The 21,667-nt window shown below is 49.8% G+C and carries 21 protein-coding genes and 1 riboswitch; of the genes, 10 read left to right on the top strand and 11 right to left on the bottom strand.

The window, feature by feature from the left end; all coding sequences use genetic code 11:
- Positions 1-2: 2 nt before the first annotated feature.
- Complete coding sequence (metG, locus tag SK35_RS08535; RefSeq protein ID WP_048215927.1) at positions 3-2,036, bottom strand: methionine--tRNA ligase; 2,034 nt, start codon at positions 2,034-2,036, stop codon at positions 3-5.
- A 164-nt stretch (positions 2,037-2,200) separates the two neighbouring features.
- On the opposite strand from metG, the gene apbC reads away from it, so the two are divergent.
- The 6 genes from apbC (at position 2,201) to SK35_RS08565 (ending at position 8,938) form a co-directional block, all read left to right on the top strand.
- Positions 2,201-3,310, top strand: coding sequence for an iron-sulfur cluster carrier protein ApbC (apbC, locus tag SK35_RS08540; RefSeq protein WP_048215928.1), 1,110 nt, complete (start codon positions 2,201-2,203; stop codon positions 3,308-3,310).
- 265 nt (positions 3,311-3,575) lie between these two features.
- The gene (locus SK35_RS08545; protein WP_048215929.1) at positions 3,576-3,860 is read left to right on the top strand and encodes a DUF2574 family protein; all 285 of its coding nucleotides are present in this window, start codon (positions 3,576-3,578) and stop codon (positions 3,858-3,860) included.
- A 272-nt stretch (positions 3,861-4,132) separates the two neighbouring features.
- Entirely contained in the window at positions 4,133-4,711 is a 579-nt protein-coding gene (locus tag SK35_RS08550) for a fimbrial protein (protein WP_053071037.1), read from the top strand.
- Between the two features lie 63 nt (positions 4,712-4,774).
- A complete protein-coding gene (locus tag SK35_RS08555) occupies positions 4,775-5,458 on the top strand; it encodes a fimbria/pilus periplasmic chaperone (RefSeq protein WP_048215930.1) in 684 nt (227 codons plus the stop codon).
- Positions 5,459-5,472: 14 nt separating this feature from the next.
- On the top strand, positions 5,473-7,959 hold the full coding sequence (locus SK35_RS08560) for a fimbrial biogenesis outer membrane usher protein (RefSeq protein ID WP_048215931.1): 2,487 nt from the start codon (positions 5,473-5,475) through the stop codon (positions 7,957-7,959).
- Positions 7,931-8,938: a fimbrial protein gene (locus SK35_RS08565; protein ID WP_131820873.1), complete on the top strand. Its 1,008-nt coding sequence runs from the start codon at positions 7,931-7,933 to the stop codon at positions 8,936-8,938. Before SK35_RS08560 ends, SK35_RS08565 begins: the two co-directional genes overlap by 29 nt.
- A 52-nt stretch (positions 8,939-8,990) precedes the next feature.
- Here the strand turns inward: SK35_RS08565 and SK35_RS08570 are convergent, their stop codons facing one another.
- Positions 8,991-9,317, bottom strand: coding sequence for an RcnB family protein (locus SK35_RS08570; protein WP_032941982.1), 327 nt, complete (start codon positions 9,315-9,317; stop codon positions 8,991-8,993).
- 240 nt (positions 9,318-9,557) lie between these two features.
- Positions 9,558-9,654, top strand: a riboswitch (TPP riboswitch).
- Positions 9,655-9,685: 31 nt separating this feature from the next.
- Here SK35_RS08570 and thiM point away from each other — a divergent pair.
- The 3 genes from thiM to SK35_RS08585 are packed head-to-tail and all read left to right on the top strand — an operon-like array spanning position 9,686 to position 12,060.
- Complete coding sequence (thiM, locus tag SK35_RS08575) at positions 9,686-10,474, top strand: hydroxyethylthiazole kinase (protein ID WP_048215933.1); 789 nt, start codon at positions 9,686-9,688, stop codon at positions 10,472-10,474.
- The gene (gene thiD, locus SK35_RS08580; protein WP_048215934.1) at positions 10,471-11,271 is read left to right on the top strand and encodes a bifunctional hydroxymethylpyrimidine kinase/phosphomethylpyrimidine kinase; all 801 of its coding nucleotides are present in this window, start codon (positions 10,471-10,473) and stop codon (positions 11,269-11,271) included. The genes thiM and thiD overlap by 4 nt, the downstream gene beginning before the upstream one ends.
- A gap of 42 nt (positions 11,272-11,313) precedes the next feature.
- Positions 11,314-12,060, top strand: a complete 747-nt coding sequence (locus SK35_RS08585) for a GntR family transcriptional regulator (protein WP_008785236.1) — start codon at positions 11,314-11,316, stop codon at positions 12,058-12,060.
- On the opposite strand, the gene SK35_RS08590 is transcribed toward SK35_RS08585, so the two are convergent.
- From SK35_RS08590 to SK35_RS08600, 3 genes are read right to left on the bottom strand one after another with little or no spacing between them, the layout of a single operon-like run.
- Positions 12,034-12,999: a PfkB family carbohydrate kinase gene (locus SK35_RS08590; protein ID WP_048215935.1), complete on the bottom strand. Its 966-nt coding sequence runs from the start codon at positions 12,997-12,999 to the stop codon at positions 12,034-12,036. The genes SK35_RS08585 and SK35_RS08590 overlap by 27 nt on opposite strands.
- Positions 12,996-14,000 carry an ADP-ribosylglycohydrolase family protein gene (locus SK35_RS08595; RefSeq protein ID WP_008785234.1) on the bottom strand — a complete coding sequence of 335 codons (1,005 nt, stop codon included), beginning with the start codon at positions 13,998-14,000 and terminating at the stop codon, positions 12,996-12,998. Before SK35_RS08595 ends, SK35_RS08590 begins: the two co-directional genes overlap by 4 nt.
- Complete coding sequence (locus SK35_RS08600) at positions 13,997-15,274, bottom strand: nucleoside permease (protein ID WP_048215936.1); 1,278 nt, start codon at positions 15,272-15,274, stop codon at positions 13,997-13,999. Before SK35_RS08600 ends, SK35_RS08595 begins: the two co-directional genes overlap by 4 nt.
- Positions 15,275-15,526: 252 nt before the next feature.
- Between SK35_RS08600 and fbaB the strand changes: the two genes are divergently transcribed.
- Entirely contained in the window at positions 15,527-16,579 is a 1,053-nt protein-coding gene (fbaB, locus tag SK35_RS08605) for a class I fructose-bisphosphate aldolase (protein WP_003834421.1), read from the top strand.
- A gap of 19 nt (positions 16,580-16,598) precedes the next feature.
- On the opposite strand, the gene yegS is transcribed toward fbaB, so the two are convergent.
- From yegS to artP, 6 genes are all read right to left on the bottom strand, one after another.
- Positions 16,599-17,498, bottom strand: a complete 900-nt coding sequence (gene yegS, locus SK35_RS08610) for a lipid kinase YegS (protein WP_048215937.1) — start codon at positions 17,496-17,498, stop codon at positions 16,599-16,601.
- A gap of 131 nt (positions 17,499-17,629) precedes the next feature.
- A complete protein-coding gene (gene artJ / locus SK35_RS08615; protein ID WP_003027308.1) occupies positions 17,630-18,361 on the bottom strand; it encodes an arginine ABC transporter substrate-binding protein ArtJ in 732 nt (243 codons plus the stop codon).
- Between the two features lie 261 nt (positions 18,362-18,622).
- Positions 18,623-19,291, bottom strand: a complete 669-nt coding sequence (artM, locus tag SK35_RS08620) for an arginine ABC transporter permease ArtM (protein WP_003840185.1) — start codon at positions 19,289-19,291, stop codon at positions 18,623-18,625.
- Positions 19,291-20,007 (bottom strand): arginine ABC transporter permease ArtQ, encoded by a 717-nt coding sequence (gene artQ / locus SK35_RS08625; RefSeq protein WP_003027301.1) that lies wholly within the window; start codon positions 20,005-20,007, stop codon positions 19,291-19,293. Before artQ ends, artM begins: the two co-directional genes overlap by 1 nt.
- A gap of 6 nt (positions 20,008-20,013) precedes the next feature.
- Positions 20,014-20,745, bottom strand: a complete 732-nt coding sequence (gene artI / locus SK35_RS08630) for an arginine ABC transporter substrate-binding protein ArtI (RefSeq protein ID WP_003027298.1) — start codon at positions 20,743-20,745, stop codon at positions 20,014-20,016.
- 16 nt (positions 20,746-20,761) lie between these two features.
- Complete coding sequence (artP, locus tag SK35_RS08635) at positions 20,762-21,490, bottom strand: arginine ABC transporter ATP-binding protein ArtP (protein ID WP_003027295.1); 729 nt, start codon at positions 21,488-21,490, stop codon at positions 20,762-20,764.
- Positions 21,491-21,667: the final 177 nt, after the last annotated feature.

The following is a 21,667-nucleotide window of genomic DNA, read 5'->3' on the forward strand; positions in this document are numbered from 1 at the left end:
ATTTACTTCACCTGTTGGCCTGGTTTTGCACCTTCGTCCGGGCTTAACAGGAAGATATCTTTCCCGCCAGGACCTGCGGCCATCACCATCCCTTCGGAAATGCCGAAGCGCATCTTACGTGGTGCCAGGTTGGCAACCATAATGGTCTGGCGGCCAATCAGGACCTGCGGATCTGGATACGCAGAACGAATACCAGAGAAGACGTTACGTTTCTCACCACCGAGATCCAGCGTCAGACGCAGCAGTTTGTCGGAACCTTCCACGAACTCGGCGTTTTCAATCAGCGCTACACGCAGGTCAACTTTGGCGAAATCGTCAAAGGTGATGGTTTCCTGAATCGGGTCATCAGCCAGCGGGCCGGTAACCGGTGCAGCAGCTGCTTTCACTTCTTCTTTCGACGCCTCAACCAGCGCTTCAACTTGTTTCATGTCGATGCGATTGTAGAGCGCTTTAAAGGTGTTGACCTTGTGGCCGAGCAGTGGCTGCTCAATGGCATCCCAGCTCAGTTCGCTGTTCAGGAAAGCTTCAACACGTTCAGCAAGCGTTGGCAGAACCGGTTTCAGGTAGGTCATCAGCACGCGGAACAGGTTGATACCCATGGAGCAGATCGCCTGCAGGTCGGCATCGCGGCCTTCCTGTTTAGCCACCACCCACGGGGCCTGTTCGTCAACGTAGCGGTTTGCCACGTCGGCCAGCGCCATGATTTCACGGATAGCTTTACCAAATTCACGGCTTTCCCATGCTTCGCCAATCACCGCTGCGGCGTCGGTGAAGGTTTTATACAGAGCCGGGTCGGCCAGCTCAGCCGCCAGAATGCCGTCAAAACGCTTAGCAATAAAGCCAGCGTTACGGGATGCCAGGTTGACTACTTTGTTGACGATATCGGCGTTAACGCGTTGGACAAAGTCTTCCAGGTTCAGGTCGATGTCATCAATACGTGAAGAAAGCTTCGCGGTGTAGTAGTAGCGCAGGCTGTCGGCATCGAAGTGCTTCAGCCAGGTGCTGGCCTTAATGAAGGTGCCGCGAGATTTGGACATCTTCGCGCCGTTCACCGTCACATAACCGTGTACAAACAGGTTGGTCGGTTTACGGAAGTTGCTGCCTTCCAGCATGGCAGGCCAGAACAGGCTGTGGAAGTAAACGATATCTTTACCGATGAAGTGATACAGCTCGGCGTCGGAATCTTTCTTCCAGTATTCGTCAAAGCTGGTGGTGTCACCGCGCTTATCGCACAGGTTTTTGAATGAACCCATATAGCCAATTGGCGCGTCCAGCCAGACATAGAAGTACTTGCCAGGCGCATTCGGGATTTCAAAACCGAAGTACGGGGAATCGCGAGAGATATCCCACTGTTGCAGGCCGGATTCGAACCATTCCTGCATTTTGTTGGCGACCTGCTCCTGTAACGCGCCGCTGCGCGTCCACGCCTGCAGCATTTCGCTGAATGACGGCAGATCAAAGAAGAAGTGTTCGGAGTCACGCATCACCGGCGTTGCGCCAGACACGACGGATTTCGGCTCGATAAGTTCGGTCGGGCTGTAGGTTGCGCCGCAGACTTCACAGTTATCGCCGTACTGATCCGGAGACTTACATTTCGGGCAGGTGCCTTTAACGAAACGGTCCGGCAGGAACATGCCTTTTTCCGGATCGTAAAGCTGGGAGATTGTGCGGTTCTTAATAAAACCGTTCTCCTTCAGGCGAGTATAAATCAGCTCAGACAACTCACGGTTCTCTTCGCTGTGCGTCGAGTGGTAGTTGTCGTAGCTGATGTCAAAACCTGCAAAATCAGTCTGATGCTCCTGACTCATTTCACCGATCATCTGCTCTGGCGTGATCCCAAGCTGCTGTGCTTTCAGCATGATTGGCGTACCGTGTGCGTCGTCCGCGCAGATGAAGTTAACCTGGTGGCCGCGCATTCGCTGGTAACGGACCCAGACATCAGCCTGGATGTGCTCCAGCATATGGCCGAGGTGGATTGAGCCGTTGGCGTACGGCAGCGCGCACGTTACCAGAATTTTCTTCGCGACTTGAGTCATAGTGGGCAATTACTTCTTTTGTAGTGAAAAGGGCTTTGATAGTACCAAAATGGTAATTACTGCGCCAAGCGATAAGGGCATTTATCCGTAAATGAATAATTGTTGCGGTTGGAGTAAACTACCTGGTGACTATTGTATATTCAGAACAACAAAAAGGAGTCGGGATGAACGCACAATCCCAGGCCAAATCACCAGAGACCCTGCGCGCCATGGTTGCCGGGACGCTGGCGAATTTTCAGCATTCAACCCTGAAGCATAATCTGACGACGCTTAAAGCGTTGCACCACGTCGCCTGGATGGATGACACGCTGCACGTTGAGTTGGTCATGCCGTTTGTCTGGCATAGCGCGTTTGAGGACTTAAAAGAGCAATGTAGCGCCGATCTGCTGCGTATTACCGGTGCGAAAGCGATCGACTGGAAACTGTCGCATAACATCGCGACGTTGAAGCGTGTGAAAAACCAGCCGGGTATTAATGGTGTGAAAAACATCATCGCCGTCAGTTCAGGTAAAGGTGGCGTGGGTAAATCCTCTACCGCCGTGAACCTGGCGCTGGCGCTGGCTGCAGAAGGGGCGAAGGTAGGGATTCTGGACGCCGATATTTATGGTCCGTCTATCCCGACAATGCTTGGCGCGGAAAACCAGCGTCCAACCTCGCCAGATGGTACCCACATGGCACCGATCATGTCTCATGGTCTGGCAACGAACTCCATTGGTTATCTGGTCACTGACGATAACGCGATGGTATGGCGCGGCCCAATGGCCAGCAAAGCGCTGCTGCAGATGTTGCAGGAAACTTTATGGCCGGATCTTGATTATCTGGTACTGGATATGCCGCCGGGCACCGGTGACATCCAGCTGACGCTGGCACAGAACATTCCGGTAACGGGCGCGGTTGTTGTCACTACGCCGCAGGATATCGCGCTGATCGATGCGAAAAAGGGCATCGTGATGTTCGAAAAAGTCGAAGTGCCGGTACTGGGTATTGTTGAGAATATGAGTATGCATATTTGCAGCAACTGCGGTCACCATGAACCGATCTTCGGTACCGGTGGGGCACAGAAGTTGGCCGAGCAGTATCACACTCAACTGCTGGGACAGATGCCGCTGCATATTTCTCTGCGTGAGGACCTCGATCGTGGTACGCCGACGGTGATTAGCCGTCCTGAAAGCGAATTTACTGCTATTTACCGCGACCTGGCAGGACGAGTGGCTGCACAGCTCTACTGGCAGGGAGAGGTTATTCCGGGCGAAATTGCCTTCCGCGCGGTGTAATTTATAGCGTTACAGATATTCACCGCATCAATGTATTATTGATGCGGTGAATATATTAAATTTAAAAATCTCACGATATTGTTCATTCTGCGTTTATAATTCATGCCTTTTTCCGAATAAATCACCTCAATGCATCATTACAATTGATCAAATCTATCCCATTAATCTACAATTTCAATTGGTTCAAATAGGGGAGTTAACTGATAATACTCAGTGCAGGCGGCTTGTACGCTGTTTCCCACCCATTACAGGAATAATGAACACAATGAAGAAAAGTTTATTCTTGGGAGTTATTACTCTGGCTTATGGAATGAGTTTGCAGGCTTTGGCTTCTGATACAATCGATGGAAAGTTAACAATCATCGGGCATGTTGTTGAGTCCACCTGCCATATCGATATGACAGGTGGCGAGCCTCAAAATGATTGCCAGGCAGATGCGGTTCGATTGACGGTTGGAAGCGACAAACCAAACTACCGGGGTGTCAATACGCAACGTGTGATGTTACCGGGTGATACGACACGGCAAATAGTGCTCAATACCTACGATTAATGACCTCAGAATGAATCTTGTCAAACGGCAGTTTTACCCAGCGTAATACTGCCGTCTCTTTAATTTTCCCTTCTATTACATTTGCTTTCCGTTATTTATTATTATCGTGAATTACTTAAATAAGTATTATCTTATGCTTAAATAATGCTTAGTGAAATTTGCGTTAAATCAAATAAAACATCATTTCATATTGCGTCAAAATTATTCTCGTGACATTTTGATTTCGAAGTTGTTAAAAGGATGTGTTTATTAAAATTAATAAGGAATGACCTATGAAAAGATCCATTATTTCTTTTGCGATGTTACCATTTTTATCTTTCGGTATGGCGCATGCTGCTGAAATTACTGATGAGGGACAGTTAATCATTCAAGCGACAGTAGAAGGGTCATCTTGTCATTTTAATTCCAATGGTGGTGACTCTGCAATTATTGACATGGGTACAATTTCAACTTCTGATGTGTATAAAATTGGTATCGGCGCTGTTAGCAGTACAAAAGTGTGGAATACCGATGCAGATTCAATTGAAATTATTTGTCCGTCTACGGTAGAGTTGAAAAATATTACCTTTTCACCAACTAAATTCTCGGAACATCCGGGATTATTACAGGATGATGGTGGCGATACTACCGGCGTAGGGTTCGCTGTTGATTTTTATAACACCGCCACGAGTTTCGTTAATATCAACGAGAACGACCAGGTTGTGGATGTTAGCGGGTTGAAAGGTGAGTCCATTGGAAATGAAGGTGTCAAGTACACCTTGAAATTTGATGCGCGATGGGCGCGACTGGCTCAGGTTGTTAAAGCTGGCGATGTAAAATCTACGATAAAATTTACAGTTGAAACTGATTAATTCTAAATGGCTATATTGTCGGGATGACTCGACAATATAGCGCTATCAATAAGGTAGTGTATTATGAAACGGATTTTACTTTCAGGCCTGATAGCACTGACGCTCCCGGCACACGCTGATATCGTGATTTATGGCACCCGTGTTATTTATCCGGCTGATCAAAAAGAAATTGTCGTTCAGTTGATGAATGAGAGTACCAGGGCATCACTGGTACAATCCTGGATTGATGATGGCGATACTACATTACCTCCGGAAAAAATAGATGTACCATTTTTGCTGACTCCGCCGGTTATCCGTGTTAAAGGTAATTCAGGTCAGCAAATAAAAATCAAAAAAATCGCCAATAACTTACCAAATGATAAAGAAAGTCTTTTTTATTTTAATGTGCTGGATATACCCCCAAATACAAATAATCAAGATGGGAAGAATACGCTAAAATTTGCCATGCAGAACAGATTAAAAATGCTGTACCGACCTAAGGGTATTGAGTCGGTCACACAAAATAGCATTAAAAAGTTAAGTTTTTCTCGCGGCAATGGCGGGTTAAATTTAAATAATGCTACTGCGAACTGGATTACCATCCCCAAGATTGAAGCGAACAAAGTTCAGTTAAATGGTAAAACTATTTTATTGCCACCATTATCCAGTCAACTTCTCCAACTGAGAAACAATGGCAGCAATCAGTATGTTGTGACTATTATTGATGATCGCGGTAATTATGTTAGCGATACGATCAGAGTTAAATAATATGAGGTGTGGCCATGTTAAGGATAACTCCACTTGCTTCCGCGATATTTTTTCTGTTGTTCTCGGGTCAACTATTTGCTGAAGAAGAAACATTTGATACCCATTTTATGATGGGGGGATTAAAGGGGGAAAAGGTCAGTGACTTTAGATTTGATGGTGAAAAACCGATTTCCGGAACCTATGATCTAGATATTTATCTTAACAACCAATGGCGTGGGAAATATGAATTGAATGTCAAAGATGAACCTGATGACACGTGTTTGACGTGGGATCTCGTTCATCGTCTTGGGATTAAGTCTGAAGGGATTAAAGTCGATAAAGATGCACAATGTGTACCTTTAAAAACTGCACTTCAGGGGGGAGGGGCGACTTTTGATGTGAGCCGATTTCGCCTTGATCTCAATGTCCCGCAGGCTTTCGTCAATGAACTTGAATACGGTTACGTCGAGCCTGAAAACTGGGATCGGGGGATTAATGCGCTGTATACGTCCTATTATGTGAGCCAATACTATAGCGATTATAAAGACTCCGGTAACAGTAAAAATACTTTTGCTCGTTTTAATAGCGGATTGAATTTATTAGGTTGGCAACTACATTCTGATGCCAGTTACAATAAGACTGATGATAGTAATGGTGAGTGGAAGAGTAATACTCTCTATTTGGAGCGCGGGATCCCGGAAATTTTGGGCACATTGCGCGCGGGCGATATGTACACATCATCAGATATTTTTGATACCGTGCGGTTTCGCGGGGTACGCTTATATCGTGATATGCAGATGCTCCCAAACTCAAAACAGAATTTTACGCCGTTAGTTCAAGGGATTGCACAAAGTAATGCCCTTGTCACTATTGAACAAAATGGTTTTGTTGTCTATCAAAAAGAGGTACCGCCGGGCCCCTTCTCAATTGCCGATTTGCAGTTAGCAGGCGGTGGGTCGGACCTCGACGTTAGCGTGAAAGAAGCGGATGGTACCGTTACGACCTATCTGGTTCCTTATTCGTCTGTACCCAATATGTTGCAGCCTGGTGTGTCAAAGTATGATTTTGTCGCGGGTCGCAGCCATATTGAAGGTGCCAGCAACCAAAGTGATTTCGTTCAGGCCAGTTATCAGTATGGCTTTAATAATCTATTAACGCTGTATGGCGGCACAATGCTAGGGGATAACTATAATGCCTTTACGCTGGGAACAGGCTGGAATACGCGCATTGGCGCTGTTTCTTTTGACGCCACGCAGTCACATAGTAAACAGGATAATGGTGACGTTTTTGATGGCCAGAGTTACCAGGTTGCGTGGAATAAATATCTTACGCAGACAGGGACGCGATTTGGTTTAGCGGCATACCGATATTCTTCTCGTGACTATCGTACATTTAACGATCACGTATGGGCGAATAATAAAAACAGTTATCATCGTGATGAAAATGATGTCTACGATATTGCTGATTATTATCAGTATGATTTCGGTCGTAAAAACAGTTTTACAGCCAACATCAATCAATCGCTTCCTGAGGGGTGGGGATCCGTATCATTAAGCACATTATGGCGTGACTACTGGGGACGTAGCGGTAGTAATAAAGATTATCAACTGAGCTACACCAATAGTTGGCAACGGATTAGCTATACGCTTTCTGCTAGCCAAACCTACGATGAAGATCATAATGAAGATAAACGTTTCAACATCTTTATCTCCATACCCTTTAACTGGGGAGATGGTATATCCACGCCACGGCGACAGGTATATCTCTCTAACTCGACCACATTTGATGATGATGGTTTTGCATCAAATAATACCGGTATTAGTGGGATCGCAGGCGATCGCGATCAATTTAACTATGGTGTAAACCTGAGCCATCAACGACAAGACAGCGAAACCAGCGCAGGGGCAAATGTGACGTGGCGTGCTCCTGTTGCAACGGTTAACGGTAGTTATAGTCAATCCACAAAATATAAACAAAGCAGTGGCAGTATCTCCGGTGGGATTGTGGCATGGGCTGGCGGTATAAACCTGGCAAACCACCTTTCTGAGACTTTCGCCATCGTAGACGCCCCCGGACTTGAAGGCGCTTATATCAATGGGCAGAAATATCGGGAGACAAACAGTAAAGGTACGGTGGTATATGATGGTATGAGTGCGTACCGTGAGAATATGCTGACACTGGATGTCTCTAATACCAATAGCGAAACAGAATTACAGGGTAACCGTAAAAGTGTTGCTCCATATCGTGGGGCAGTGGTCAAAGCGCAATTTGATACCGACCAGCGTAAACCCTGGTACTTTAAAGCATTGCGCTCGGATGGATCACCATTAACCTTTGGTTATGAGGTCGAAAGCGAACAGGGCGAAAACATTGGTCTGGTTGGGCAAGGCAGTATGTTGTTTATTCGTACTAATGACGTGCCTGCAAAAATCAAAGTTGCCATTGATAAACAACAAGGACGTTACTGCACAATCTCCTTCAATCAGGAAATTGATGCCAGTAAGACATACTCATGCCAGTAAAAGGATAATGATGATGAGATGGATACTGTTAACGGTATTAACATTATGCTCTTTTTGGGCACAGGCTGATAAATGTGATTTTGTTCCTCCACCAAATATTACGGGAGCATATTCTTTCACCCCAGATGCGATGTCCGGTGTACTTGATGGTGGTGTTTTTGCTTCTGGCCAGGATGGCACTGTTGTACTGGACTGTAAGTCACAGGAGAAGGCATGGTTGAAGGCCGCAATGGCCATCTTGCATAGCAGTGAATATGCTTTTAAGGTAGGCAGTAAATATTACATTGTTTCCTTTTCTGTGAGTTATCAAGCAAAGGATATTGTTGCAAATAAAGCAAAGTATACATTGTCAGATTTTTTTGATATGGCGGGTTTAGTTCTGAACTATTCAATTGTTGAGGCCCCAGACCGCGGGGCCGCAACGATCATCGCCCCTGGTGCGACGATCCCTCTCGTTACTGAGTTGAGCCTTGAATACTGTCAGGGAAATGAGAATAACTGTAGTTCAAAAAAATTAAATTATAATTTAAATGTCACGATTATGGTCGATATCACAACCTGCTATTTTGGTAATCAGGAAATTGATCTGGGAAGGATAAATATTAATGATCTTGATAAGAAAAAATTTGAGCTTCACCCGGTAATATTCACCTGTCAGGCCAGTGGGGCTGGAAATCTGAAGTTTACGCCTGATAATCTGTTATTTTATTTTGAACCGATGAGTCCATTGGCGGAGGATTCAATGACCCTGACCAACGATTATGGTACTGCGGCGAATAGCGCAGGGTCGGTAGGATTTCAGTTATCAATGGACGGTTCAACGAGTATTGGTTATGGCAGAAGTAACCTGTATCGATCTGGCGATGTGAAAGCGAATATAGTACCAATCAATATTTACGCCCGCACCAGAACGTATGCAGGGAAAGTCACTGCGGGAGAAACAATGAGTCGGGTAAAGGTCGTTATTGACTATAATTAAAAAGTAAGTAAAGCAAGAAATTTACGCACCCAACTATACTGGGTGCGTTTTTTTACCGATGATAAAAAATCTCGCCATCGTAGGCTTTAATGATCTTAGCATCGGCATCATTGACCAACACATACGCGCCGCCCATGTAGGTCCAATGGGTGCCTGCGGTCGGTGCGGGCAGGTTGCGCAGATTCCACTGTTTAATGGTGTATTCTTCGGTGAGATACAGTGGTGGCACTTTGTCACCGGGTTTGAAATGGGTAAAATCGGCAATAAAACTTTTTAGCTCATATTGATCAATACCCTTTGCGGCAGCAGTAGCTGTAGGCGCGGCCCAGACGGTGCTGGTTACGAGCAACAGCGCGCCCAGCAACATTTTCTTCTTCATACCCATCCTCTCTACCTGTTCGGGTCATCAAAATCAGTCATGTATGATTCTTGGCTAACAGGACATCTGACAAGCATTATTTTGTGATCACTCCAGTAATTTCGTAAAAAGTGTAACTGAAAGTACAGAAATCCGGCAATCGTCACCAGTAGATTCACTGCGCGAGTGCGGAGTGCGCCATTTTACATCGTTAAGCGCAGGCAGTATCCTGTTGCTGAAACCTGAATATTATATTTGTGTTTCAACGACTCGGGGTGCCCTTCCTGGTGAAGGCTGAGAAATACCCGTACCACCTGATCTGGATAATGCCAGCGTAGGGAAGTCTGACACTGCTCGTGTCCCTTCTTCGCGCGGGCAGGAGCTGAACCATGCAGCCTGACCTGCACAGCCGCGCGCTCGCGGCTCACACCTTGTACCAATTTAGAATCTTATCCCCGCTCACACACTGTATGACCAATGAGGTCGTGCAAAGCTTTACTGCCAATACATTACTGGCGCTGGGCGCATCGCCTGCGATGGTTATCGAGCCTGAAGAAGCCAGCCGATTCGCCGCCATTGCCAGTGCGTTGCTGGTTAATGTCGGCACCTTAACTCGGGAGCGGGCCGCGGCGATGCGTGCCGCAGTTGAGCATGCTCAGAATGCTAAAACCCCGTGGACGCTCGATCCCGTTGCCGTAGGTGCGCTTGAGTTTCGCCGCCGCTTCTGCCTGGAATTATTGTCACTACAGCCTGCTGCTATTCGTGGCAACGCTTCGGAAATACTTGCTCTGGCCGGCATGAACGGTGGGGGACGCGGCGTGGATACAACCGATACGGCTGTCGCTGCGCTTCCGGCAGCGCAGGCGCTGGCTCGTCAGATTGGGACCATTGTCGTGGTGACCGGCGAAGTGGATTACGTCACCGATGGTCAGCGTACCGTTTGCGTGGACGGTGGTGACCCGTTGATGACTCGCGTGGTGGGCACCGGATGTGCTCTTTCAGCGGTTGTTGCGGCCAGTTGCGCTTTACGTGGTGACCGACTTGATAACGTCGCCTCCGCCTGTAGCTGGATGAAACAGGCCGGGCAAATCGCCACCGGGCAATCAAACGGACCGGGTAGCTTTGTCCCGGCATTTCTCGACGCCCTCTATAACCTGAAAGCCCAGGAGCAAGCATGAAACGGATTAACGCATTAACGATCGCCGGAACCGACCCAAGCGGTGGCGCGGGTATTCAGGCTGATTTAAAAACCTTCTCGGCGCTGGGCGCTTACGGCTGTTCCGTTATCACGGCGCTGGTGGCGCAAAATACGCGTGGGGTGCAGTCGGTGTATCGCATTGAACCTGATTTTGTCGCCGCGCAGTTGGATTCTGTGTTCAATGATGTGCGTATTGATACGACTAAAATCGGTATGTTGGCTGAGACGGACATTGTCGAAGCTGTTGCCGAACGTTTACGTCGCCATCGGGTACAAAATGTGGTGCTGGACACGGTGATGTTGGCGAAAAGCGGCGATCCGTTGCTGTCGCCCTCGGCGGTAGAAACGTTGCGTACCCGTTTGTTGCCGCAGGTTTCGATTATCACCCCTAATTTACCCGAAGCTGCTGCACTGCTCGGGGCATCGCATGCGCAAACTGAGCAGGAGATGTTAGAGCAGGGAAGGGCGCTACGGGCGCTGGGCTGCGAGGCAGTGTTGATGAAGGGCGGTCATCTGGATGATGCGCAAAGCCCCGACTGGCTCTTTACGCGCGATGGTGAGCAGCGTTTTACCGCACCAAGGGTGATGACCAAAAACACCCATGGCACCGGTTGTACGCTATCGGCGGCGTTGGCAGCCCTGCGTCCGCGCCATAACAGCTGGGCCGATACCGTACAGGAAGCCAAAATGTGGCTTTCAGCGGCGCTGGCACAGGCCGACACGCTGGAAGTTGGCGAAGGAATCGGTCCGGTGCATCATTTCCACGCGTGGTGGTAATGGGTATACTGGCTGCAGAAACGGCGGCCAGGAAAAAGATAAATGGAACAAGCGCATACCCAGCTTATCGCACAACTGAATGAACGTATTTCAGCGGCGGATAACACGCCGCTGTATATGAAATTTGCGCAGACGGTGAAGAATGCTGTGCGCAGTGGGATCCTGGAGCACGGCAATATCCTGCCCGGCGAGCGCGACCTCAGCCAGTTGACCGGCGTTTCTCGGATTACGGTACGTAAGGCGATGCAGGCCCTGGAAGAAGAAGGTGTAGTAACACGTGCCCGCGGTTACGGAACGCAAATTAACAATATCTTCGAGTATTCGCTTAAAGAAGCGCGCGGTTTTTCTCAGCAGGTGGTGTTGCGCGGTAAAAAACCGGATACGTTGTGGGTTAACAAAAGAATTGTGCCTTGCCCGGAAGAGGTGGCACAGCAGTTGGCTGTTGTCGCAGGGAGTGATGTTTTCCTGCTCAAACGCATTCGTTACGTTGACGAAGACGCAGTCTCTATTGAAGAGTCCTGGGTACCCGCACATCTAATTCATGACGTGGATGCCATCGGTGTTTCGCTGTATGACTATTTTCGTAGCCAGCATATTTTCCCGCAGCGTACGCGCTCACGTGTTAGCGCCAGAATGCCTGACGCAGAGTTCCAGGCGCACATCCAAATGGATAGCAAAGTGCCGGTACTGGTGATCAAGCAGGTAGCGCTTGACCAGCAGCAACGGCCTATTGAATACAGCATCAGTTACTGTCGTAGCGATCTATACGTTTTTGTGTGCGAGGAGTAGCTCCTCGCGTGACGGGGCGCAATCGCCGCCGCGATGCCCAACTACCCAGGACGCCACCGCGTTACCTAACAGCACTGAGTCGGCCAGCGTCCAGCCAGACGCCAGCCCAGCCAGCATGCCGCCAGCGTGGCTGTCACCTGCGCCGATAGTATCAACGACCGCCGTTGCAAATGCCGGTACGCAGCCGGATGTCTGTGCGCTGAAATACCATGCGCCGTCTTTATCGTGCCGCACGACCACCGGTGCGGTGAAACGCTGCACCCATTCTGCGCCAAAACCTTTCACATCCTGACTCAATGCAAACCGCTCGGCAGCAATTTCCGCCTCCTGGCGATTGAGGGAAACCAGCGGACGACAGGCCATAATTCTTGCCAGTAAGGGCTCGGGAATGTCGCCGATGCGCGGGCCAAAATCGATAAATGGTGTCACCTCTTCCAGACCTTCCAGCCACTGCACCAGCAATTCACCGCACGGGGACGCTAGCTGATAACCCGAAAAATACACCAGGCTATGACGTGGGATATCCAGCTGTGCCAGCCAGGCGGCATTCCACTGATTCTCAACGCCGCTAAAAGACATAAAGGTACGCTCGCCATCCGGCTCCACCAGCGCCAGACACCAGCCGTTATCGCCTTCGGCATTGTCGATCCGGCTGTGCAGTCCCTCTTTTGCCATCCGGTTGCGGATAATATCGGCCCACACTCCCTGGCCCAGTGGTAGAGCATTGCAGGCATCGATACCTAAACGTTTAAGCGTGACGGCGATATTGAGTGCGCAGCCGCCAACGTTAACACCTTGCTGCTTGAGCTCGATGTCACAGCCGCGCCAGGGGAGGGCATACGCATCGGCAATGACATCAATCACCGCCGCACCCACCACCGTTACTGGCCGCTGTGTACGTAACTGCGAGAGAAGTTGTTGCAGATGCGTGTTGCTCATAGCGCCTCCCGCTGCTCGCGCAGTCGCATTAACCCGTTGGCGTAGTGGGTAAAGTCCAGCTGATTCACCGCATCCAACTCCTGCTTCAATGCTGGGTTGATCGCGCTCACGCCGTGTAATGCACCACAAATGGCGGTTGCCATCGCCCCGATGGTGTCGGTATCGCCGCCGAGGTTAGCGCACAAAATGGCGCAGCGGTTAGGATCGGTCTGTGCCAGCTCAACCATGGCGATAGCGCAAGGAACGGACTCAATGGTGCTGGTTCCTGCCCCCACAACCTGATACAACTGCTCGCTGGCGGACTCGACGCCGTCGGCGTTACGGACGATTTTCAGCGCCAGTTCAAGGCGTGCACAAAGCGATGCGCTAAAGGTGGTGATTCGTTTTTGCTGCGCATGCAGGGCAATGGCAGGTAGCGCGTCGGCAATCTCTGACCATTTTCCTCCGTCGATGGCGCGCGATACCGCCCACGCGACGACAACGGCTCCCGCGATAGCCAGATCCGATTTATGCGTTGGGCTGGAGGCCAGTGCCACATCATCGATAAAGGCATCAAGATCGCGGGCGGGCAGCAGGCATCCCAGCGGGGAAACGCGCATTGCCGCGCCATTGGTCACGCCGTTGTTTTCCAGTTCGGCGACCGGTTTACCGTCACGAATAGCTTTCAACGCAATTTTCGAGGTCGGGCCGAGCACGTTTTTATTAAAAGCATCAAACTGCTCGGCCCAGGCCAGAATATTGCGACCAATAACGTCTGGCACAATTTCGCCGTCGCACTCAAGCAGGGCATCTGCCAGACACAGTGCCATGGACGTGTCATCAGTGAACTCCGCCTGGTTAAAATAGCAGGCGGCATTATTTTCCGCAGGGCCGGGCAAAAAACGGTCGATCCAACCGAAGTGTGCTTTAACCCGGGTTCTTGGCCACAGTTCCGACGGCATGCCCATCGCATCCCCTAACGCCTGCCCATAAAGAGCACCGAGAATACGTTCTGCTTTCATTTTACTTCCCCTTGTTTCAACGCTACATCGCGATCGTCCACCTTAATGGCGGTGATTTCTTTGTCTGATTCGCGAAAGAAAATCATAAACATCACGGCAATGACGGCAATCATGACCGCGCCAAATCCCCACATGCCAGCCCAGTTAAAGGTGAGACCATTAACCGGTTCCTGATAAGCAAACATTTTTTCCATCATTACGCCGCCCAGACGGTAACCGAGCAGGCTGCCGAACCCCTGACAGCAGAGGGTGATAAGCCCTTGCGCTGCGGTGCGCATGTGGACCGGCGCTTTTTTATCGACATAGATGTAAGCCGTGACGTAATAGAAGTCGTAACTGACGCCGTGCAGCAGAATGCCGAGAAACAGCAGGGCGTAAGTGAAATATTCTTCCGCACCGCCGTAAACGAAAAATCCGTAGCGGATCGCCGCAGTAATAAGACCAAGCAACAATACCTTTTTAATGCCAAAGCGTTTGGTGAAAAACGGTAGCGCCAGCATAAAGAAGATTTCAGAGAATTGGCCCAGTGTCATCCAGCCGGTGGCGTTTTTCATTCCGACTTCTGTCAGATAGCCGTTGGCGAAGATGTAATAGAACGCCAGTGGCATCGCAAACAGGAAAGAGCAAAAGAAGAAGACGAGGAAGTTCTTATCGCGCAGCAGGATCAGCGCATCCAGACCCAGCATAACTTTGAAATCCATTTTGCCGGTACTTTTTGGCGGCGTATCCGGTAAAAAGAAGGCAAAAACGCCTAATAATGCGGAGCTTCCGGCAGTGATAAGCAGGGGAATATTGGTGGGTGAGATGTCGTTATAGCCAAGCATTTGCGGTAAGAAACCGCAGGCCAAACCGGAGGCAATCCAGCCAATGGTCCCCATCACGCGGATGCGCGGGAAATCACGTTCAACATCCGGTACGTTGGCAAAAGCAATACTGTTGGTCAGCGCAATCGTCGGCATATAGGTCAACGAATAGGCCAGTAACAGAGGGAAGAATCCGCTAAAGGTGATTTGCTGGGCGGCGAAGTACATCAGAATAGCGCCGACGAACATCAACACCGCCAGCACTTTTTGCGCGGAGAAAAAGCGGTCAGTGATTGAACCGACCAGAATGGGCGACAGGATCGCCGCAATGGCTGTGCAGGCGTAGGACCAGCCGATCTCTCCGGCACTAAAGCCACTTTTACTCAGCCACAGCCACAGTGGTACAAACCAGGCGCCCCAGATAAACCACTCTACAAACATCATGAACGACAGCTTAACTGTAGTTTTCATCTTTAAATCCTTCATGACAGGTAAGGTACGCGCTGATAGTACCATTCAATAATACCTTTAAAATACCTTTGGGGTTAAACTTTGACCGTCTTAACATTATTTTTTCCTGAATCGAGCCAGCAGAAGTTGCTGAAAAGTGCGCTAAAGATGGAAAAAAAGTGCAGTCGGTACCAGGCTTAATGCTGCCCGCAAAAAGGCGGGTCAGGACAATCCATATTCCGGTTTTAAACTGGAACTTACGGGAGCATAGCTATGACTGATATTGCGCAGTTGCTTGGCAAAGATGCCGACAGCCTTTTACAGCATCGTTGTATGACCATTCCTTCTGACCAACTTTACCTGCCTGGACATGATTACGTCGATCGCGTAATGGTGGATAACAACCGGCCGCCTGCCGTGCTGCGTAATATGCAGACGCTGTATAACACGGGGCGGCTTGCCGGGACAGGGTATCTGTCAATCCTACCGGTGGATCAGGGGGTAGAGCATTCTGCTGGGGCTTCGTTTGCCGCTAACCCGCTGTACTTTGATCCGAAGAATATTGTGGAGTTGGCTATCGAAGCAGGGTGCAACTGCGTGGCATCAACTTACGGTGTGCTGGCTTCTGTCTCCCGCCGCTACGCGCACCGTATCCCGTTCCTCGTTAAAATTAACCACAACGAAACGCTCAGCTATCCGAATACTTTTGACCAGACGCTGTATGCCAGCGTAGAGCAGGCGTTCAATATGGGTGCGGTTGCGGTAGGGGCAACTATCTATTTCGGTTCTGAGGAATCTCGCCGCCAGATTGAAGAGATTTCAGCAGCGTTTGAGCGCGCCCATGAGTTGGGTATGGTTACCGTGCTGTGGGCGTATCTGCGTAACTCCGCGTTTAAAAAAGATGGCGTGGATTACCATGTTTCCGCTGATCTTACCGGGCAGGCTAACCATCTGGCTGCCACTATTGGAGCGGATATCGTTAAGCAGAAAATGGCGGAAAATAACGGCGGGTATAAAGCGGTTAATTTTGGCTATACCGATGATCGCGTCTATACCAAGTTGACCAGCGAGAATCCAATTGACCTGGTGCGTTACCAACTGGCGAACTGTTATATGGGGCGCGCCGGGTTAATTAACTCTGGCGGGGCGGCTGGCGGCGATACCGACCTGAGCGATGCAGTACGTACGGCGGTTATTAACAAACGTGCGGGTGGTATGGGGCTGATTCTGGGGCGTAAAGCGTTCAAGAAAACCATGGCCGACGGCGTTAAGTTGATTAACGCCGTACAGGACGTTTATCTGGACAGCAAAGTTACTATTGCCTGATCCTCGGATTGTCGTTGGGTTAGCGCAATAGCGGACAACCTGGCGGCAGTCTGCAACGTAGCGCAGCGGGCAGGATTTCAATATGAAACTCTTGTCCGCTGAGTGGTTCACCATCGAGATTAAAGGTAATTTCGTGTGGGGCGCGGATATCAAACCACGACGATGCGCCGTCAATAATGTTAGGGTTGTCTTCGGATTGCGTTAACGCCGAAAGCAGTCCTGGCAGTAGTTCTTCGCCGGTAAAAATGCGCAGTTGCAGCAGGCCGTCGTTGATCAGCGCCGTCGGGCAAAGCTGTTGCCCACCACCGGCCTGGCGACCGTTACCGATACCAATCACCAGCGCTTTACCCTGCCAGTGAAAATCCTCCCCACGAATGTCACAGATGTCGGGCTTGAGCGTATCCATGCGCATTAATCCGTGAATAAAATACGATACACCGCCCAGTGCGGCCTTGAGTTTTTCCGGCGTTTCGGTGGTGATGCGAGTGCCAAATCCCCCGGTCGCCATGTTGATAAAACAGGTTTTATCGTTGACCTGCACCATATCGATCGCAGTCGCATTTGCAGCGATAGCCAGCTTTAACGCCTTATCAAGGTCGTCGGGTATACCAACGCTGGTGGCAAAGTCATTCGCCGTTCCCAACGGTAAAATACCCAGCGCTGGAATATTGCCACCCTGCGACTGAATCAGCGCTGTCGAAACTTCGTTGATGGTGCCGTCACCGCCGCCGGCTATCACCGTAGCAACGCCTAGCTGACGAGCTTCATCAACGTAGCGTTGGGCATCGCCTTTTTCCCAGGTCACGCGAACATGGATTTCCACGCCTTCATCGCGAAGCTTCGCAATGGCATCACGCAGGGGGAGATTATCAGCACTTTTTCCATTGAGGATCAGTAAACTGGCAGGGAACGCTATCATCCGTTTGCCTCACTTTTTTTCGTTTTAACAAGTGTATGCCAGGAAAGCGTTTATGGCGTAAGAACTGACTGAAAGCGCAGGCGAAGAGATAAAAAAAGCCGCAGAGCGCGGCTTTTCAGATTGGGCAGACGTTACTGCGGGAACCATTGATCGCTGATTTTCTGGTACGTGCCGTCAGCTTTGATTGCCGCCAGCGCGCTGTTCAGTTTTTCCAGCAGGGCTTTGTTATCCGGGCGAACCGCGATGCCAAGGCCAGTACCGAAGTATTGCGGATCGGTTACTTTGTCAGTGGCAACGCCTAACTGCGGGTTGGTTTTCAGCCATTCGTTAACCACAGCGGTATCGCCAAATACGCCATCAATACGGCCATTTTTCAGGTCGATAATCGCATTCTGATAGCTATCGTAGGCCACGGTTTTCACTTCAGGATGTTTGTCCTGCAGGTATTTCTGATGGGTGGTGCCGTTTTCCATACCGATGCGCTTACCTTTCAGGTCGGCAAAGGTTTTATAGGTGTCTTTTTTCGCAATCACCAGCGCGGAGTTGGCATAGTAAGGCTGAGTGAATGCAACCTGCTTGCTACGCTCAGGTGTGATATCCATTCCGGAAATTACCGCATCATATTTCTTGAATTTCAGCGCGGGGATCAGGCTGTCGAAAGCGTGATTGGTGAAAGTACATTCTGCCTGCATTTGTTTGCACAGCGCCGTTGCCAGGTCGATGTCAAAACCGACAATTTTATTGCTCGCGTCCAGTGATTCAAATGGCGGATACGTGGCTGATACACCGAAACTAATTTTATCAGCAGCTGAGGCGCCAGCGGCGAAAGTAGCAAGTAATGCGGCCAGTACTAACTTTTTCATGGTGGAACTCCCGTCTGTCAATCTTATGATTATTACCGTGTCTGCGGCGTGGAGTAACAATGCCATTTTATGAATTTATATGCAATAAAAATGATTAAGTATTTTTTACAGTATAAAAAAAGACGGACAATTTAGGTTGTTGTCCGTCTTTATTATTTTGCTTTATGCATATTTGTGGGATGGCGGTGCTAGCATCTTATCCGGCCTACAAAAGGTGCATGAACCGTAGGCCTGATAAGCGTAGCGCCATCAGGCATATGCTTAATTCCGGTGTTCAAACGCCAGCGCTTTACGTTCGATTAAGCGCATCATCAGCGTCAGCAAGCCGTTGACGATCAGATAAATCACACCTGCCGCACCGAAGACCATAACGTCATAAGTACGACCGTACAGCAGCTGGCTATAGCCCATGACTTCCATCAGCGTGATAGTGTAAGCCAGTGAGGTACTTTTAAATACCAGCACCACTTCGTTGGAATACGAGGAGAGGGCGCGTTTAAAGGCGTACGGCAACAGAATCGCCAGCGTATCCTTTTTGCTCATCCCTAACGCTCCGCAGGACTGCCACTGGCCTTCCGGGATTGCACGGATAGCACCGTAGAACAGTTGCGTAGTGTAGGCTGCACTGTTTAACGACAGCGCAATTAAGGCGCATAACCAGGGTTCAGAGAGCAGATGCCACAATACCGGATATTCTTGCAATGCCGGAAACTGTCCTGGTCCGTAGTAGATCAGGAAGATTTGCACCAGCAGCGGTGTACCGGTAAACAGCGTGATATACGCGCGAACCAGCCACACCAGCACCGGCGTTTTCAGCGTCAGGATGACGGTGAAGATCAGCGCCAGCACCAGAGCAACCACGATGGAGGCGACTGTCAGCGTCAGGCTGGTATGCAGCCCTTTCAACAATTCAGGTAAATACTCAAGCATTAGCCTGGTCTCCGCTCAAAACGTGTCGCGCGCAGGTCAATGCGTTTGAGAATGTACTGACTCACCAGCGTAATCACCAGGTAAATAGCGGCCGCCACAATGTACCAGGTAAACGGCTCCTGGGTGCGGGTGGCAATACTCTTCGTTTGCAGCATCAGATCGTTCACGCTGATAAGGCTGACCAGCGCGGTATCTTTCAGCAATACCAGCCACTGGTTACCCAGTCCCGGTAAGGCATGACGCCACATCTGCGGCATCACCAGACGAAAGAAGATCGCGGCTTTAGACAAACCCAACGCCTGACCAGATTCCCATTGTCCGAGTGGCACGGCCTTCAGCGCGCCACGCAGCGTTTGTGATGCGTAAGCGGCGTACAGTAATGACAGTGCAATGACACCGCACAGAAACGGGCTGACGTCGAAGTTTTCGATCTGCATCTGAACCGGGATTTGTACAAACCCGAGATTGATCGTAAAGCCATCGGCCAGCGTCAGCAGCAGCTGTGAGGAGCCGAAATAGATAAACAGAACCACCAGAATTTCTGGCAGACCGCGCAGGATGGTGACCAGGGCCGAACCCGCCCATGCCACCGGGCGCCATTTTACTGACTCCCAGACGGCAAAAAACATGGCGAGTGCAAGGCCAATGATCAGCGCACAAACGGCAAGGCCGACGGTCATCCCGGCGGCGCTTGCTAAAGGAAAAAATTCATTCATCAAATATTACTTCTGGAACCATTTGTTGTAGATGGTTTCGTAAGTCCCATCTTTCTTCACTTTTTCCAGCGCAGCGTTAAACTTCTGCTGCAGCTCAGTGTTGCCCTGACGCACCGCGATGCCCAGACCCGTACCGAAGTAATCTTTATCCGTCACTTTGTCGCCAACCGCGGCCAGTTTTGGATTGTCTTTCAGCCATTCGGTTACCACTGCGGTGTCACCGAATACACCGTCAATGCGACCGTTTTGCAGATCGAGTTTGGCATTCTGGTAGCTGTCATACGGCACAGTGGTCACTTCCGGATGTTTATCCATGATGAATTTCTGGTGCGTAGTACCGTTTTGAACGCCGACTTTTTTACCTTTCAGCTGGTCAATGCTGGTGTATTTACCCTGCTGGCCCACAAACAGCGCAGAGTTGTCGTAGTAAGGGGTGGTGAACAGCACCTGTTTTTCACGCTCTGGGGTGATGTCCATACCGGCCATTACCGCGTCAAAACGACGGAATTTCAGGCTTGGGATCAGGCTGTCGAAGGCCTGATTGGTGAAGGTACAAGTAGCGTCAATCTCTTTACACAGCGCGTTTGCCAGATCAACGTCAAAACCTACGATCTTGTTATTCGCATCGATAGATTCAAACGGAGGATAAGACGCTTCGGTGGCGAAACGAATGGTTTGGGCTGCGGTAGCGGAAAGACTAAAACCTGCGATTAGCGCGGCAATCAGAACTTTTTTCATTGTATTGTCCCGAATCTTAGTGAGAAAGATAGTTTTTAAACGCTTCGGTTTGCGGGTTGGCAAAGCAGCTCGCATCCCCAAACTCGACGATATGACCGTTTTCCATATACACCACACGACTGGCCGTTTTACGTGCAACTTCCACTTCGTGGGTGACGATCACCTGAGTAATGTTGGTTTCCGCCAGTTCGCGAATGATGCTGACGATTTGGGCGGTAATTTCCGGGTCAAGCGCGGCGGTCGGTTCATCAAACAGCAGCACCTGCGGCTCCATCATCAACGCGCGGGCAATGGCTACACGCTGTTGCTGTCCACCGGAAAGATGTAATGGGTAACGATCGCTGTAAGGCTTGAGGCGCAGACGTTCCAGCAGTTTCTCGGCGCGCGCCATTGCCTGCTCTTTTGTCAGACCGAGCACACGGCAGGGCGCTTCAATCAGGTTCTGCACAACCGTGAGATGCGGCCAGAGATTATATTGCTGAAAGACCATGCCCACGTTCTGACGCAGATCCCGAATGGCTTTATCTGACGGGGTCTTCGTGAAGTCGAAACGGTTGCCCGCAATAGAGAGCGTGCCTGAGCGCGGCATCTCAAGCAGGTTGAGTACGCGCAGCAGCGAGCTTTTCCCGGCTCCACTTGGGCCAAGTAACACCAGTGTTTCACCCTGAGGGCAATCCAGCGTGATATCGAACAGCGCCTGATGTGCGCCGTAGAAGCAGTTAATGCCGTTTAATTGAATACTCATTGACACTCGATACTGGCAGTCTGATAGCTATTGAAGCCGCAGATACTACCTTTGACAGAATAGTTATGCAATATTTATGCGTTAAAAGTTAAATGCAAACCGCATTCTTCTCTAAACATAGCACAAAATAGCGAGGTCACCAGTGGGCAAGAATAAATGTCGGCATTCTATGCAGAA

This window comes from Citrobacter sp. MGH105 (assembly GCF_001037485.2).
GTDB classification, from domain to species: Bacteria; Pseudomonadota; Gammaproteobacteria; order Enterobacterales; family Enterobacteriaceae; genus Citrobacter; species Citrobacter portucalensis.